The organism is Glutamicibacter sp. MCAF14 (genome assembly GCF_052114325.1).
Taxonomy (GTDB): Bacteria; Actinomycetota; Actinomycetes; order Actinomycetales; family Micrococcaceae; genus Glutamicibacter; species Glutamicibacter arilaitensis.
Map to the genome: position 1 here is coordinate 94,097 of NZ_JBFREO010000008.1, position 14,382 is coordinate 108,478.

13 protein-coding genes and 1 pseudogene are annotated in these 14,382 nt (G+C 63.6%); 3 read left to right on the forward strand and 11 right to left on the reverse strand.

The window, feature by feature from the left end; genetic code table 11:
• Position 1: 1 nt before the first annotated feature.
• Together AB4Y71_RS15620 and AB4Y71_RS15625 are read right to left on the reverse strand one after the other, a co-directional pair.
• Positions 2-544, reverse strand: coding sequence for a hypothetical protein (locus AB4Y71_RS15620; RefSeq protein WP_441721769.1), 543 nt, complete (start codon positions 542-544; stop codon positions 2-4).
• A 235-nt stretch (positions 545-779) separates the two neighbouring features.
• Positions 780-2,159, reverse strand: coding sequence for an MFS transporter (locus AB4Y71_RS15625; RefSeq protein ID WP_441721772.1), 1,380 nt, complete (start codon positions 2,157-2,159; stop codon positions 780-782).
• 171 nt (positions 2,160-2,330) lie between these two features.
• On the opposite strand from AB4Y71_RS15625, the gene AB4Y71_RS15630 reads away from it, so the two are divergent.
• Positions 2,331-2,684 carry a CHY zinc finger protein gene (locus AB4Y71_RS15630; protein WP_441721775.1) on the forward strand — a complete coding sequence of 118 codons (354 nt, stop codon included), beginning with the start codon at positions 2,331-2,333 and terminating at the stop codon, positions 2,682-2,684.
• Here the strand turns inward: AB4Y71_RS15630 and AB4Y71_RS15635 are convergent.
• The 3 genes from AB4Y71_RS15635 to AB4Y71_RS15645 form a co-directional block, all read right to left on the reverse strand.
• A complete protein-coding gene (locus AB4Y71_RS15635) occupies positions 2,681-3,130 on the reverse strand; it encodes a universal stress protein (RefSeq protein ID WP_441721778.1) in 450 nt (149 codons plus the stop codon). The genes AB4Y71_RS15630 and AB4Y71_RS15635 overlap by 4 nt on opposite strands.
• Before the next feature lie 47 nt (positions 3,131-3,177).
• Positions 3,178-4,389, reverse strand: coding sequence for an NAD(P)/FAD-dependent oxidoreductase (locus tag AB4Y71_RS15640; protein WP_402473519.1), 1,212 nt, complete (start codon positions 4,387-4,389; stop codon positions 3,178-3,180).
• Positions 4,390-4,509: 120 nt separating this feature from the next.
• The gene (locus tag AB4Y71_RS15645) at positions 4,510-6,393 is read right to left on the reverse strand and encodes a BCCT family transporter (protein ID WP_441721781.1); all 1,884 of its coding nucleotides are present in this window, start codon (positions 6,391-6,393) and stop codon (positions 4,510-4,512) included.
• Between the two features lie 257 nt (positions 6,394-6,650).
• On the opposite strand from AB4Y71_RS15645, the gene AB4Y71_RS15650 reads away from it, so the two are divergent.
• The gene (locus AB4Y71_RS15650) at positions 6,651-7,832 is read left to right on the forward strand and encodes a S8 family serine peptidase (RefSeq protein ID WP_400289528.1); all 1,182 of its coding nucleotides are present in this window, start codon (positions 6,651-6,653) and stop codon (positions 7,830-7,832) included.
• A 4-nt stretch (positions 7,833-7,836) separates the two neighbouring features.
• Entirely contained in the window at positions 7,837-8,070 is a 234-nt protein-coding gene (locus AB4Y71_RS15655) for a hypothetical protein (protein WP_134779510.1), read from the forward strand.
• On the opposite strand, the gene purU is transcribed toward AB4Y71_RS15655, so the two are convergent.
• The 6 genes and pseudogenes from purU to AB4Y71_RS15685 form a co-directional block, all read right to left on the reverse strand.
• On the reverse strand, positions 8,067-8,927 hold the full coding sequence (gene purU, locus AB4Y71_RS15660; protein WP_193057963.1) for a formyltetrahydrofolate deformylase: 861 nt from the start codon (positions 8,925-8,927) through the stop codon (positions 8,067-8,069). The genes AB4Y71_RS15655 and purU overlap by 4 nt on opposite strands.
• A gap of 180 nt (positions 8,928-9,107) precedes the next feature.
• A complete protein-coding gene (locus AB4Y71_RS15665) occupies positions 9,108-9,716 on the reverse strand; it encodes a sarcosine oxidase subunit gamma (RefSeq protein ID WP_441721785.1) in 609 nt (202 codons plus the stop codon).
• Entirely contained in the window at positions 9,709-12,606 is a 2,898-nt protein-coding gene (locus AB4Y71_RS15670) for a sarcosine oxidase subunit alpha family protein (RefSeq protein ID WP_441721788.1), read from the reverse strand. Before AB4Y71_RS15670 ends, AB4Y71_RS15665 begins: the two co-directional genes overlap by 8 nt.
• Entirely contained in the window at positions 12,603-12,902 is a 300-nt protein-coding gene (locus AB4Y71_RS15675; protein ID WP_013350044.1) for a sarcosine oxidase subunit delta, read from the reverse strand. The genes AB4Y71_RS15670 and AB4Y71_RS15675 overlap by 4 nt, the downstream gene beginning before the upstream one ends.
• Positions 12,903-12,913: 11 nt before the next feature.
• Positions 12,914-14,131, reverse strand: coding sequence for a sarcosine oxidase subunit beta family protein (locus tag AB4Y71_RS15680; RefSeq protein ID WP_013350045.1), 1,218 nt, complete (start codon positions 14,129-14,131; stop codon positions 12,914-12,916).
• Positions 14,132-14,133: 2 nt separating this feature from the next.
• Positions 14,134-14,382 (reverse strand): annotated as a pseudogene (locus tag AB4Y71_RS15685) (serine hydroxymethyltransferase); the annotation flags it as partial.

Consider the following 14,382-nt stretch of genomic DNA (forward strand, 5'->3'; position numbering starts at 1 on the left):
TTCACCTCAGCCAGGACGGCTCCCAGTCCACGATGGCCTGGCACATTTGCGCCATCGGCTGAGCGCTGTCCAGGCGGAGCACCGGACGCTCTTCTGTCTTCAGCCACTTCTCATGCCCGGCACGGCTGCGTCCGCTGAATTCCGGGTCGTCGTAGCCACCGGCCCAAGCCATGAACTCGTCCATGGCTCCGGGTTCCAAATAATCTCTGGATAAGCGCAGCGTCTCGCGCTCTGCAAGCCGGCGCATGCGCACTTCGGGATCCAGTGTCAGGAAAACGAAAGCGTCGACGTGGGCCAGTACGTCGTCTCCCCAGCCCTGGATTGATCCGGACAGCACCCAGGCCTTGCGCGGAACAAAGACCTCGTTCATGAGCCTGCTCCGGTCAGCTGGCGCACGCTGCTTGGAGTAGGGAGGATCGGTCGGGATCCAGAAGTAGTCATCGCTATCGGCATGCGGCACCGACCAGGCGTCGGCAACGGCACGCGCGAGGGTGGTGGTGCCGCTCCCGCTGGCACCGAAGATCTGCAGTCGGCATGGTTGCATCGCCGGTACTCCCCCTCCTCGCTTCGCGGGCCAGGCATCGACCCCATGCCACCGGCAGCAAATGGTCGATGGCCTCCCCTGCTGCTTAGAAGGATTCCACCTGCAGTGCGCGGTGTACATGTTGCAAGGACGCCACCGTCCTGGGCGAACGCGCCCTGCTGCGTGCGAAGGGCGCACGCCGAAGGCCGGCTCCGGACCACGGAGCCGGCCTTGGCGTTGCCAGGAAGCCCTGCGGCTACTTCCGGACCTTCAGCCTGTTGGCAACGGCTGCCTCGCCGCTGGTGGCCAAACGGTCGGCCTCGTCGATGGCTCCCAGGTCAACGCCCTTGGTTTCCTTCATGAAGTACACGGCCACCAGGGTGACCAGCGCGGCGAACACGATGTAGCCGGCCACTGGAACCCAGGATCCGTAGACCTTGAGCAGGAAGGTGGCGATGATCGGAGCCATCGAACCGGCCACGATCGAGGTGACCTGGTAGCCCAGCGAGACGCCGGAGTAGCGCATGCGCGTCGGGAACATCTCTGCCATGATGGCCGGCTGTCCGGCGTACATCAGGCCGTGGACGAACAGTCCCAGCATGATGGTGGGCAGGATGACGGCATCGTTGCCGGTGTTGAACATCGGGAAGGCCGCCACGCCCCATACGGCCATGAGCACCACGCCCGTGGCGTAAACCGGACGGCGTCCGCGGCTGTCTGTGAAGCGCCCGATGATTGGAACCATGATGGCGTGGAAGACGTGTGCAATGAGCATCAGGCCCAGGATGGTGGAGGTGTCCATCTTCAGCTGGGTGGCCATGTAGGTGATGGAGAAGGTCACCACCATGTAGTACATGATGTTCTCGCCAAAGCGCAGGCCCATCGCGGTGAACACGCCGCGTGGGTAGCGCTTGAAGACTTCGCCTACGCCGTATCCGGCAGCGGCATTCTGCTCCAGCTCGGCCTTGGCTTCCTTGAAGATCGGTGCATCAGAAACCCGGGTGCGGATATAGTAGCCAACCACCACAATGACCACCGAGAGCCAGAAGCCGATGCGCCAGCCCCAGGCCAGGAAGGCAGCGTCGCTGAGCGTCGCCGAAAGCACCAGCAGCACCACGGTGGCCAGCAGGTTGCCCACCGGCACTGCTGCCTGCGGCCAGGAAGACCAGAATCCGCGTTCCTTGTTTGGTGCGTGCTCTGCAACCAGCAGCACCGCGCCGCCCCATTCCCCGCCTACCGCGAAGCCCTGGGCGAAGCGCAGCACGATCAGCAGTACCGGCGCGGCGTAGCCGATGGAGTCGAAGGTGGGCAGGCAGCCCATCAGGAACGTGGTTGCGCCAACGAGAACGATGGCAACCTGCAATAGGTGCTTGCGTCCGTACTTGTCACCGAAGTGGCCGAAGACGATGCCGCCGATCGGGCGGGCGATGAATCCGACCGCGTAGGTCAGGAAGGCCTTGATGATGTTATCCAGATCGTTGCCCGTATCCGGGAAGAAGATCTTGTTGAAGACCAGCGTCGCCGCCGTCGCGTAGAGGAAGAATTCATACCATTCGACGACGGTGCCAGCCATGGAGGCTGCTACGACCCGGCGCAATCCCTTGCGCTCGGCCTTCGATGACGTTTCGCTTGCCACTGTGCGTTCCTTCCGCCCACGCCAGTACCCCCTTTGGAACCAGCTTCATCAGCGAGTATGGCCTAGATCACATCGCGAAAGATAGGCAAAACGAGGCATAGTGGGACACGGATTGTGCACATTCGGCGTGCATATTTGCACACCCGATCACGGTTATCTGAAAGGATCCATATGAAGAAATGGGGAAACCCGGCGCACCCTGCAGCATTGCGAGGCGTGCGCATGGATGGGCAAACTCGGTGCGCCCACTACCACTCGCTCTTCGATGTGATCGCGCTGAAGCACGATTGCTGCGCGACCTTCTACCCCTGCCACCTTTGCCATGCCGAGCTCGCCGATCACCAGGCAGAGCTGTGGCCGGCAGGCAGGTTCGATGAACCGGCGGTACTCTGCGGAGTCTGCAGCACGCAGCTGAGCCCCGCAGAATATCTGGAAACCAGTTCCTGCCCGAACTGCCAGGCACTGTTCAATCCGGGCTGCAAACTGCATCTGGACTTGTACTTCGAGATGAAGTCAGCCGCCTAGTCCCAGGGCAGTTCGTTGTCTTCGGAAGGTTGCTGTGGAATCACCAGGACCGGGCGGTGCTGCTTATGGGCCAGCGCCACGGCGATTGATCCCTCGACCAGCTGAGCCATCTTATTGCGGATCCCCGGACGCCGGGTGCCCACGACGATCATCTGCGCATCGAGCTGTTCGGCAACGGCAGCGAGCACCTTGGCCGGGTCGCCGGCCACCGTGTAGCTTTCAAGCTCGACACCGGTAATCACCGAGTTGATTTCCCAGGCGAGTTCCTCGGAGAGCGGAGCAGCCGAAGCCAGCAGGTTTCCTTCGGCAAGCTTGTCGGTGACGAAACGTCCGGAGTCGGCATGGATGCACACCAATTTCGCATCCAGGCCGCGCGCCAGCGAAGCCGCCGCGGCCAATACTGCCGGGGACATCCCCGGCTCCACGCCCATGACCATGATGCTCATCAGCTATTCCTACTTTCTTGGAGGGTCACTTGCTGCTTAGTAAAATCCTATAAATCACCGAGGTCGATATCCGGATCCGCCAGCGAGGCGGCTGGCACCGTCTTGCCCACCAGCTCACGCAGGCGATCATTGACGTCCCAGATATTCACGTTTGCCGCCGCGGTGATCTTCTCGCCATCTTGCCAGAACAACAAGAATTCTCCGCTTTCCATGCTGCCGCGGACTACCGAGACGTCATCTGGGGAATTATGCCCCACATATTCCATTCCCAGATCGAATTGGTCCGTGAAGAAATACGGCAACCAGTCATAGGATGCGTCGGCACCGGTGAGCGTCGCGGCCGCCAGCTTGCCCTGGCGGATCGCGTTGTCCCAGTGCTCCACGCGCAATTGGGCGCGCAGCTTGGTATTGAACGCCTGGGCGATATCCCCGATGGCCAGAATCTTGGAGTTGCTGCTGCGCAGCGACGCATCGACCACCACCCCGTGATCCACTGCCAGCCCGGCAGTCTCGGCCAGTTGCAGATTGGGTTTGGCACCAATAGCCAGCAGCACCACATCGGCACGCGATGAGCCGGCATCCGAAAGCACTTGCAGGTGCCCGTCGACCTGCTCGATGCCCTGCACGCGTGCGGTGCGCACATCCACTCCATTGGACTGGTGCAGCTCCAGCAGGTGGTTTCCGAAGCGTTCTCCGAAAACCTTGGCCAACGGCACCTCGGACGGTGAATAGACGGTGACCCGGGCTCCGCGTTGGCGGGCTGTGGCGGCCACTTCCATGCCGATCCAGCCCGAGCCGACCACGGCCACTTGGGCACCCTCGACCAGTTTTTCGCGCAGCGACTGGGCATCTTCCAGCGTGCGCAGCACATGCACCCCGGGCAGGTCATAACCGGGCATTGGCGAGTCCCCGCCCACGCTGGCCCGCGAACCGGTGGCCAGCACCAGTTGCCCGTAATCCACGGCGGTGCCATCGGCCAGCATCACCTGCTGCTTGCCGGTCTCCACGCTGATTGCGGCGGTTCCCAGCCGGAGGGTGACCTCCTGCGCTGCGTACCACTGCGCGTCATGCACGGTGAAGTCTTCTGGCTTGTCATTGCCCTGCAAGAAGCCCTTGGACAGGGGCGGACGCTCATAGGGCAGGTGCGATTCCTCGCCAATCAGGGTGATCGGGCCGGCATGTCCCCGCTCGCGTAGTGCTGCCACCGTACTGGCGGCGGCAAGCCCGGCACCAACGATGACTATCGACTCCTGGTCCATGGAACAACCCCTCTGCTTCCCGCCGCGGTGACGGCCCGCGGCCAGTGGATAGTGCTTGTCACCTTGATCCTCACACCCCGATGCCCTGCTTGGCAAGGCATCGGGGGTCAGGTCCCGGACCTAGTCGTCACTTGGCTTCACGTGCCGGGATTTTGCTTCTGATTCCACGCGCTTGCCGAAGATCCCGCGCGTGCGCGAGACCCGGTAGTCGATACGGTCATCGACGTAGCGGCGCAGTTCGGGCTGCTCGTCCAAGGCGCCCCACAGCTCATCGGAGACGTGCTCGGTGACCCGCGCCAGCCGGCGCTTCTGCTCGATGACTTCCAAGGCCCGGCTTTCATGGCGCAACCCCTTGATCGTGGCCACCGACATCATGATCATGATGATGCTGAATGGCAAGGCCGTGGCCAGCGAACCGGCCTGCAGCGTCTGCAGCCCGCCGGCCACCAGCAAGGCAGCGGCCAGCACGCCTTCGAGCACCGCCCACAGCACCCTGGACCAGGTCGGCGGGTTCGGGTGCCCGCCGGAGGCGAGCATGTCGACCACCAGCGAGCCGGAGTCCGAGGAGGTGATGAAGAAGATCGCGACCAGCAAGATCGCCACCACCGACAGGATCGAACCCAGCGGCAAGGCTTCAAGCACCTGGAACAGCGAGCCCTCCGCGGAGACCGCCCCGTCCTGGACCATGTCCCCGGCGCCGAAGAACTGGCGGAACAGCCCCGACCCGCCCATGACCGAGAACCAGAGGAAACCGACTATGGTCGGCACCAGCAGCACGCCGGTGACGAACTGGCGCACGGTACGCCCGCGCGAAATGCGGGCAATGAAGATGCCCACGAACGGTGCCCAGGCGATCCACCAGCCCCAGTAGAAGACCGTCCAACTGGAGAACCAGGTGGACGATTCCTCACCCTGCTGGAAGGCGCCCACGTCGAAGGTCATGTTCATGAAGTTGGCCAGGTACACGCCCAGGGACTGCACGAAATTCTGGAACAGGAACAGCGTCGGGCCCAGCAGCAGCACGCTGATCATCAGCAGGCCTGCCATGGACAGGTTGATGTTCGACAGCCACTTGATCCCGGCGCCCAGGCCGCTGACCACGCTCATGGTGGCCAGGAACGTGATGACCACGATCAGGATGACCAGCAGCGTGTTATCCACCGAACCGACCAGTCCGATCGCTTTCATGCCCGAGCTGATCTGCTGCACGCCCAAGCCCAGCGAGGTGGCCACGCCGAACACCGTGCCGAAGATGGCCAGTACATCAATCACATCTCCCAGCCAGCCCTTGACCCGATCTCCCAGGATCGGTTCCAGCGCCCAGCGGATGGACACCGGGCGGCCGCGGCGGTGGATCGCGTAGGCCAAAGCCAAGCCGATCACCGCGTAGATGGCCCACGGGTGCAGGCCCCAGTGGATGAAGGTCTGCGCCATGGCCAGTCCGGCCAGCTCCGATTCGCTGCCTTCCCAACCCGGCTTCGGATCCACGGTGGCGTACATCAGAGGTTCGCCGACCCCGTAGAAGACCAGGCCGATGCCCATGCCGGCGGCGAAGAGCATCGCGAACCAGCTGAACAGGCCGAATTCGGGTTTCTCTCCGTCATTGCCCAAGGTGATCCGGCCGAGCTTGGAGAAGCCGATGGCGATCACCAGCGCCACAAAGCCGCCGATGATCAGCATGTAGTACCAGCCCAGGTTGGCTACGATCCAGTTCTGCACGGCGTTGAAAGTCGTGTCCGCCGCGTTGGGCGCGAGGATCGCGAAGACCGCCACAGCCAGGATCACCAGCAGCGCCGGCCAGAAGACCGCAGGGGCGATCCCGCCCTTGCCTAGGCGCACGCCCTGCCGGCGCAGCTTCGCGGTGATCTGCTCGTCGGTGTCGTCCTCGGCAATGTGCATGTGCACCGGGATCGGCGCGGTATGCGGGGATGCTTCCAGCGCAGCATTTGCGTGCTGCCCATTATCTGCTTCGGGAGGTTCAACTTCGTCAATGTTCTTCGTCATGGTCCAGGCTCCTTCACTCAGAGAAATGCCCTAGGACTTCCACCCTTGTTCTTTCGCCGCGAAGATTCAAGTGGCCAGCGAAGAATAGTGGCTTCTTTCTGCCAGTCGGGCATCGCCGGGCAGTGCGCCGCGGTTGCTGTGCGCTGCATAGGTGCTTGTTGCCAGGCATGGCAGTTTGTCCATGCCACCGGGTACAGTGCGAGGTACCTCGTAGGCCTTGGCATGAAAGTCTCTCGGAACCAGCAAGGAGCCCCGTCATGTACAGCAACCAGACCCGTCACGCAACCGTCGCCGAAATTCCCAACCGCTACGTCTTGGTCTTCGACCGGCAGGAATCCGGAGCCCCGGGCATCGCAGCAGCCCAGCGCGAATCAGAACTTCCGCAGCTACTGGCTGAACAGGGCTATTCCAGTACCGAGTACTTCCCGATGCTGGGCATCGCTGTGGTCACCAGCTCGGCTGACCAGCTTGAGGACTTCCGCCAGCGCTGCGCCGGGCACAAGCTGCCAGCCTCGGTGGTACCCGAGCTGGTTTACCGGATCCTGCCCGATGCCCCGGCCGCCACGGACTCCTATGCGGACACCGGCCAATTCACCTGGGGCCTGCAGGCCGTAGGCGCTTCGCTTTCGGGCTACACCGGCAAGGGCATCAACGTGGCCGTCTTGGATACCGGTTTTGACAGTGCGCATCCGGACTTCGCAGGCCGCACGGTGACCGCCAAGTCCTTTGTCGCAGGCGAGGACGCCACTGACGGCCATGGACATGGAACCCACTGCATCGGCAGCGCCTGCGGTCCGCGCGAACCGCAGCAGGGTCCGGGCTACGGGGTCGCCTCGGAAGCCAATATCTTCGCTGGAAAGGTGCTGGGCGCCGATGGCTCAGGTTCGGACTCCACGATCCTGGCCGGCATCAACTGGGCACTGGAAAACAAGTGCGAGGTCATCTCCATGTCGCTGGGTGCTGATGTGAGAACTGTGCACCCGCCCTATGTCACTGCCGGACGCCGCGCCTTGGAGCTGGGCTCCTTGATCGTGGCGGCCGCCGGAAATAATGCACAGCGCTCTGCCGGGAACCCGGGATTCGTCGGCGCACCGGCCAACAGCCCGTACATCATGGCTGTAGCGGCTTTGGACTCGAAGCTGGCCGTGGCGGACTTCTCGGCCCAGGCGTTGGACACCGAGGGCGGCGAGGTGGATATTGCCGGACCAGGCGTTGGCATCTACTCTTCGTGGCCCGGCGCCAAGCGGTACAACACCATCAGCGGAACATCCATGGCCACCCCGCATGTGGCCGGCGTGGCAGCGCTGCTGGCCGAATCCACCGGCCTGCGCTCCCAGCAGCTGTGGGACAAGCTGGTGGCAACTTCCCGAGATGTCTCCCTGCCGGCCATGGATGCCGGAGCCGGGCTGGTCCAGGCCCCGGCCTCACAGGAAGCGTAGCGGCATGTCCGGCGCCGAAGTGCACGTCTATGTCATCACCATTTCCACCCAGCACCCGCTGGAACCGGTGGTCAGCGAACTGCAGTCCCGCGGATTGCAGGTTAAGCAGGTGCTCGCCGCCCTCGGCCAGGTGATTGGCGAGGGCAGCGAGGAGGTTGCCGAGAAGCTGCGCGGCTTATCGGCGGTGGAATCAGTTGATGCCCAGCAGCAATACCGGGCCTTGGATGATGATGCCTAGCGCAGGATGACCGTGCGGTTTCCGTAGAGGAAGACTCGACCTTCGCAGTGCCAGCGCACCGCGTTGGACAGCGCCCTGCATTCGGAGTCGCGTCCGGCGGCGATCAGCTCCGATGGCCCGAAGGTGTGGTCCACTTCCACGACCTGCTGGGCGATGATCGGCCCTTCATCCAGCTCGGAGTTCACGTAGTGGGCGGTCGCGCCCACGGTCTTCACGCCGCGCTCCCAAGCCTGGTGGTACGGCTTGGCGCCCTTGAAGGAGGGCAGGAACGAGTGGTGGATGTTGATGGTCTTGCCGGTCAGCTCCGTGGCCAGATGGTCTGAGAGAACTTGCATGTAGCGGGCCAGGACTACCAATTCGGCGCCGGTCTGGGAAATCAGTTCCAGCAGCTTCGCTTCGGCCTGCGGTTTGGTTTCCTTGCTGATCGGGATGTGGTGGTATTCGATGCCATGCCACTGGACCAGGTCGCGGCTGTCTTCGTGATTCGAGGCCACCGCAACGATCTCGATGGGCAGTTCGCCGGTGCGCGAGCGAAAAAGCAGGTCATTGAGGCAGTGGTCGTACTTGGAGACCATGATCAGTACCCTGGTCTTCTGCCCGCGTTCGCGCAGCTGCCAGTCCATCTCGAATTTGGCAGCGATGGCGGTGAATTCCTCGCGCAGCTCAGCCAGCAGATTCTCTTCGGCCTCCCCAGAGAATTCCACGCGCAGGAACAAGCGTCCGGCGCTCATGTCGTCGAACTGCTTGAGTTCCACGATGGTGCGTTCATGCTTAACCAGGAATCCGGTGACCGCATTCACGATCCCCATTCCTTCGGGGCATTGCAGGGTCAAGACGTGACGGATTTGCTCGCTCATGAGTCCTTCTTTTCTGTGAGTGGACGGCCTATGTAGCACGGTGCCGGAGTATGCGGCCTACCACCATGAACTGGACAGAATATTGCTTAGCCTGCCTTTGCATTCTTGGCCAGTTCCGGCCCCGCCCCAAAGATCAGGGCGGGGCCGGAACTGTGCTCAAGGTGCTCTAGCGAAGCTGGGCTAGATCACTGCTTCCGAGGCGAACTCGGACATGGCATCAACCAGCCAATGCACGGTGTGCTCGGTGAACGATGCGCGAGGCATGATCCGCCAGGCCTGCTCGCCGGTACGCCACAGCAATACCGGGATGTTCGCCACCGAGGTGACAATCGCCTGGTTCACTGCAAAGGCACGCGGGTGCAGATCCGCCGGGCAGCTCTTGCGCAGCACCAGCGGCGCATCCGGTCCGGTCAGTTCCAGCACGCTGCGGTTAGCCGAGAGGTCAACGACCTGTCCCGGTGCATCGCCCAGCGCCGCGCTGAGCACGCCACCCAGTTCGGTGTTCTCCGCGCTGGTGGCCAGGAATTCATCCGGAGCCAGCCATAGCACCGCGGTGCTTTGTGCCTCGCCGGCAACTTCGCCCACCTTCGCTGGCAAGCCTGCGCCGGTGGCCGCGGCCAATGCCGCATGGGCCTGCGTGCCCGGTGCGCAACGCACCGAGATCTGGGTGGTGAACGCGATTTCGCGCAGTTCCACACGTCCGGCTACGCTGGCTGCGTCCATGACCGTATCCAGGTGTTCTGCTGGTGAATGGCGCAGCGGGGTTTCAATCAAGGTGTTGTTAGCCATCTCGACGGCTTCCTTCCGGGTCATAGAGGACGGTTTCGGAGACTACGACGTCGACCAGCTGGTCGCCGACCGGGGTCTTGAGCACTTCACCGATGCGGTTGCGCCCGTTCTTGATCAGCGCCAGGCCGAAGGTGCGGCCCAGATTCGGCGAATCGTAGGAGCTGGTGACCCAGCCTTCCATCGGGGTGATGCCTTCGCTTGCCAGAGCATCCGAGGCCACCAGCGCGGCGCCTTCTGGCAATCGCAGGGACTTGTCCACCGGCAGTACCGAGACCAGCTGCTTGCGGTCCTCGCGGGCGTTATCGGCCCGGGAGTAGGAGCGGTTGCCGATGAAGTCCTTGAGCTTGGAAACAACCCATTCCATGCCGGCATCCTGCGGGGTCACCGTACCGTCGGTGTCTTGGCCGACGATGATGAAGCCCTTTTCGGCACGCAGCACGTGCATGGTTTCGGTGCCGTACGGGGTGATGTTGAATTCCTCGCCGGCGGCGTACACATCTTCCCAGACGCGCAGCCCGTGCCAGGCAGGGACCGCGATTTCGAAGGCGAGTTCGCCGGAGAAGGAAATGCGGCTGATGCGCGCTTCGATTCCGGAGTCCAGCACCACGTCCTTGAAGGCCATGAACTTGAAGCCCTCGTTGGACACGTCCACAGTGGAGGCCAGCTTGGCGATGACATCGCGCGAACGCGGTCCCACCACGGCTACGGTGGCCAGCTGCTCGGTTACCGAGGTGCAGGTGACGTCGAGGTCAGGCCATTCGGTCTGCAGCCATTCCTCCAGCCAGTCCAGCACGTCGGCGGCGCCGCCGGTGGTGGTGTGCAGCAAGAAGCGGTCTTCGGCCAGGCGCAGGGTCACGCCGTCATCGAAGATCATGCCGTCGGCCTTGCACATCACTCCGTAGCGTCCCATGCCCACCTTGAGCTTGGTGTAGCCGTTGGTGTAGATGCGGTTCAGGAACTCTGCCGCGTCCTTGCCGCGGATCTCGATCTTGCCCAGCGTGGTGGCGTCGAGCATGCCCACCGAGTCGCGTACGGCCTTGGATTCGCGGTAGACGGCCTGGTCCATGGTTTCCCCGGCCTGCGGGTAGTACCACGGGCGCTTCCACTGTCCGACGTCTTCGAATTCGGCGCCGTGGGACAGGTGCCAGGAGTGCATTGCGGTGATGCGTGCCGGGTCCAGCTGGTCCCCGCGGTTGCGTCCGGCCAGGGCTGCGAAGGCCACCGGCGTATATGGTGCGCGGAAGGTGGTGGTGCCGATTGCCGCCGGGTTCTCGATGCCCAGTACCGCGGCGATCACGCCGATCGCTGCCACGCCCGAGGTCTTGCCCTGGTCATTGGCCGTGGAGATCGAGGTGTACCGCTTGATGTGCTCCACCGACTTCATGCCGGCGCCGGTGGCGCGCAATACGTCGGCTACGGTTTGGTCGCGCTGCAGGTCAACGAAGTGGAACTTGTAGTTCACTGCGTCATCGCCGCTGACCGATGGCACCAGCCAGACCGGCCGGGTTTCGCCCAGTGCGGTTTCCAAGGCCTGCGGGGTGCGGGCCACGGTGGCGAAGCCGGCGGCAGTAGCTGCCGCGGCGCCGGTAGCTGCGCCGGTGGACAGGGCGCTGGCGGTATCCAGGCGTCCGGTCATCGCACCGGCCAGGTGCTGGTTGGCCACAGCATCGGCTGGGACGAAGGCGTGGATGGTGGTGTCCCAATCCAGCTTGCCCTGGCGCTGGGAGTGCAGGTGCACTACCGGGTTGAAGCCGCCGGCCACGGCCAGCACGTCTGCTTCGAAGCGCTGGGTTTCCCCCAGCTCGCGTGCTTCATCGAGCTCTGCGACCACGATGGCCGACAGTTCGCCGTTTTCATCGGCTTCGGTGTCCACCACTACGGAGCCCGAGATGACCTGGACCCCGTCAGCCACAGCCTGTGCGGCGGCGGCCGAAATGCTTGAGCGGGCATCGATGACCGCAACAACTCCGCCGGTGGCGGCCAGTTCACGCACCAGCTCGTAGGCCGAGTCGTTGGTGGTGGCTACCGCGATCCTCGCTCCGGCACGTACGCCGTAGCGGTTCAGATAGCTGCGCACCGCGCCGGCGAGCATGATGCCCGGGCGGTCGTTGTTCTCGAAGACGATCGGACGTTCGTGGGCGCCGGTGGCCAGGACTACCTGCTTGGCACGGATGTGCCAGATGCGTTCGCGGGAGACGCCGGGGCCGGATGGGCCATCCAGGTGCACGGTGCGGCGCTGCGCGGCGATCAGGTAGTTCGCATCGTAGGAGCCGAACACGGTGGTGCGCTGCAGGTGGGTGGTCTCCTCGGCTTCAGCCAGCTCGCTGGTGACCTGCTCGATCCACGCGCTGCTGTCCATGCCATCGATCTGCTCGCCGGCGGTATCCAGCAAGGTGCCTCCGGCTTCTGCGCGCTCATCGAGCAGCATCACCCGGGCTCCGGAACGCGAGGCTTCGCGGGCCGCGGCCAGGCCTGCCGGGCCGGCGCCGACCACGAGCACATCGGTGTGCACGTGGACGTGGTCGTAGTAGGCCGGATCCTTGGTCGGATCCAGTACGCCCAGGCCGGAAAGCAAGGTGGCGTTCAAGTCTTCGGTGACCGGGACGGTGGTCGCTGGCAGCATCGACTCATCGATGTCCTGCTCGTGGCGGGCACTGACGGTAACCAGCGCGTTGGGCTCTTCCACTCCGGCGGCGAAGATGCCGCGCGGGCGGTCCAGGTACAGGGAGTTGCCGGCCCTGCGCACCCCATTGGCCAGCAGTGCGCTGGCTACGGTGTCGCCGCGGAAGGCGGAAAGCTTGGCCCCGTCAACGGTGAGGGAAAGTGCTTCCTCGCGGTTGATGCGAGCGCGGGAGCTCTGCTCGGCGCTCAGGCGTTGTGGCTTGCTCATCGGGTGCCTCCTTCGGCGCTGTGGATTTCCGGACGTGGTGCGCCGGCTGGGTAGATGGCCTTGAATTCATAGGTGACGGTGTCGCGCAAGGCGTTGAACCACTTGCGGCAGCCTGCGGCGTGGACCCAGCGTTCGGCGAAGATGCCCTTCTTGTTCTGGCGGTAGAACAGGTAGCGGGACCATTGCTTGTCGCTCAGCGCGTGGGGATCTGCGGGGTAGGCCACGTGGGCTTCCCCCCCGTACTTGAATTCGTTTTCATTTCGTGGCCCGCAGTTCGGGCAATCAATCAGCATCATGGTGGTTGCTCCTAGTGTGCGACGGCGGCAGCGCCGTGTTCGTCGATCAGGTGGCCGGTTTCGAAGCGTTCGAGGCTGAACGGCTTGTTCAGCTCGTGCGGCTCGTCGTTCGCGATGGTGTGCGCCAGGGTGAAGCCGGCGCCCGGGGTGCCCTTGAATCCGCCGGTGCCCCAGCCGCAGTTCACGTACAGGTTCTGGATCGGGGTCTTGGAGATGATCGGCGAGGCGTCCATGGTGGTGTCCACGATGCCGCCCCAGGTGCGCAGCACGTGCGCCCGGGCGAAGATCGGGAACAGTTCCACGGCCGCGGCCATCTGCTCCTGGATGACGTGGAAGGCACCGCGCTGGCCGTAGCCGTTGTAGCTGTCGATGCCCGCGCCCATGACCAGCTCACCCTTGTGGGCCTGGGAGACGTAGACGTGGATGTGGTTGGACATGACCACTGTCGGGTGCACCGGTTCGAAGAGTTCCGAAACCAGAGCCTGCAGCGGGTGGGACTGGATCGGCAGTTCGAAGCCGGCCATTTCTGCCAGCACCGAGGAGTGGCCTGCGCCGGCCAGCGCAACCTTCCCGGCATGGATGGTGCCGCGGGTGGTCTTCACGCCGGTGACCTTCTCGCCATCCTTGATGAAGCCGGTGACTTCGCAGTTCTGGATGATGTCCACGCCCATTTCGTTGGCCTTGCGGGCGAAGGCCCAGGCTACGTGGTCGTGCTTGGCGATGCCGGCGCGTGGCTGCCAGGTGGCGCCCATGACCGGGTAGCGGATGTCGTCGGAGGTATTGATGATCGGGCAGGCTTCCTTGACCTGGGATGGGTCCAGCCATTCGGCGTCCACGCCGTTGAGCTTGTTCGCTTCGACGCGGCGCACGGATTCGCGCACATCTCCCAGGGTGTGGGCCAGGTTCAGCACGCCGCGCTGGGAGAACAGGAAGTCGTATTCCAGGTCCTCGGGCAGCTGTTCCCACAGCTTCAGCGACTTTTCGTAGATGCCGGCCGACTCATCCCAGAGGTAGTTCGAGCGGATGATGGTGGTGTTGCGGGCCATATTTCCACCGGCCAGCCAGCCCTTTTCCAAGACGGCGACGTTAGTGATGCCGTGGTTCTTGGCCAGGAAGTATGCGGTGGCCAGGCCGTGGCCGCCGCCGCCAACGATGATGGCGTCATAGGATTTCTTCGGTTCCGGGTTTGCCCAGAGGAATTCTGGGTGCTCAGGCAGCAGATCAGCCATGGCTATTCTCCAATCTTCTTCAGGTTCGGGTAGAGCGGATGGGCCTGGGCCAGGTCCAGTACGCGCTGTTTGAGTTCGGGAAGTTTTTCGGTGTTGCCTTGGGCGCCGGCGATCAACGTCTGCGCAATGATCTCCGCAACCTCAGCAAACGCAGCCTCAGAGAAACCACGAGTAGCCAACGCAGGAGTACCAATACGCAAACCCGAAGTCACCATCGGCGGACGAGGATCAAACGGCACCGAATTACGGTT

Coding starts and splice junctions, on each gene's coding strand:
- purU (WP_193057963.1), bottom strand. CDS start 8,927: ATGAGCGAGCAAATCCGTCACGTCTTGACCCTGCAATGCCCCGAAGGA.
- AB4Y71_RS15635 (WP_441721778.1), bottom strand. CDS start 3,130: ATGAGCATCATGGTCATGGGCGTGGAGCCGGGGATGTCCCCGGCAGTA.
- AB4Y71_RS15655 (WP_134779510.1), top strand. CDS start 7,837: ATGTCCGGCGCCGAAGTGCACGTCTATGTCATCACCATTTCCACCCAG.
- AB4Y71_RS15620 (WP_441721769.1), bottom strand. CDS start 544: ATGCAACCATGCCGACTGCAGATCTTCGGTGCCAGCGGGAGCGGCACC.
- AB4Y71_RS15680 (WP_013350045.1), bottom strand. CDS start 14,131: ATGGCTGATCTGCTGCCTGAGCACCCAGAATTCCTCTGGGCAAACCCG.
- AB4Y71_RS15630 (WP_441721775.1), top strand. CDS start 2,331: ATGAAGAAATGGGGAAACCCGGCGCACCCTGCAGCATTGCGAGGCGTG.
- AB4Y71_RS15645 (WP_441721781.1), bottom strand. CDS start 6,393: ATGACGAAGAACATTGACGAAGTTGAACCTCCCGAAGCAGATAATGGG.
- AB4Y71_RS15665 (WP_441721785.1), bottom strand. CDS start 9,716: ATGGCTAACAACACCTTGATTGAAACCCCGCTGCGCCATTCACCAGCA.
- AB4Y71_RS15650 (WP_400289528.1), top strand. CDS start 6,651: ATGTACAGCAACCAGACCCGTCACGCAACCGTCGCCGAAATTCCCAAC.
- AB4Y71_RS15670 (WP_441721788.1), bottom strand. CDS start 12,606: ATGAGCAAGCCACAACGCCTGAGCGCCGAGCAGAGCTCCCGCGCTCGC.
- AB4Y71_RS15640 (WP_402473519.1), bottom strand. CDS start 4,389: ATGGACCAGGAGTCGATAGTCATCGTTGGTGCCGGGCTTGCCGCCGCC.
- AB4Y71_RS15675 (WP_013350044.1), bottom strand. CDS start 12,902: ATGATGCTGATTGATTGCCCGAACTGCGGGCCACGAAATGAAAACGAA.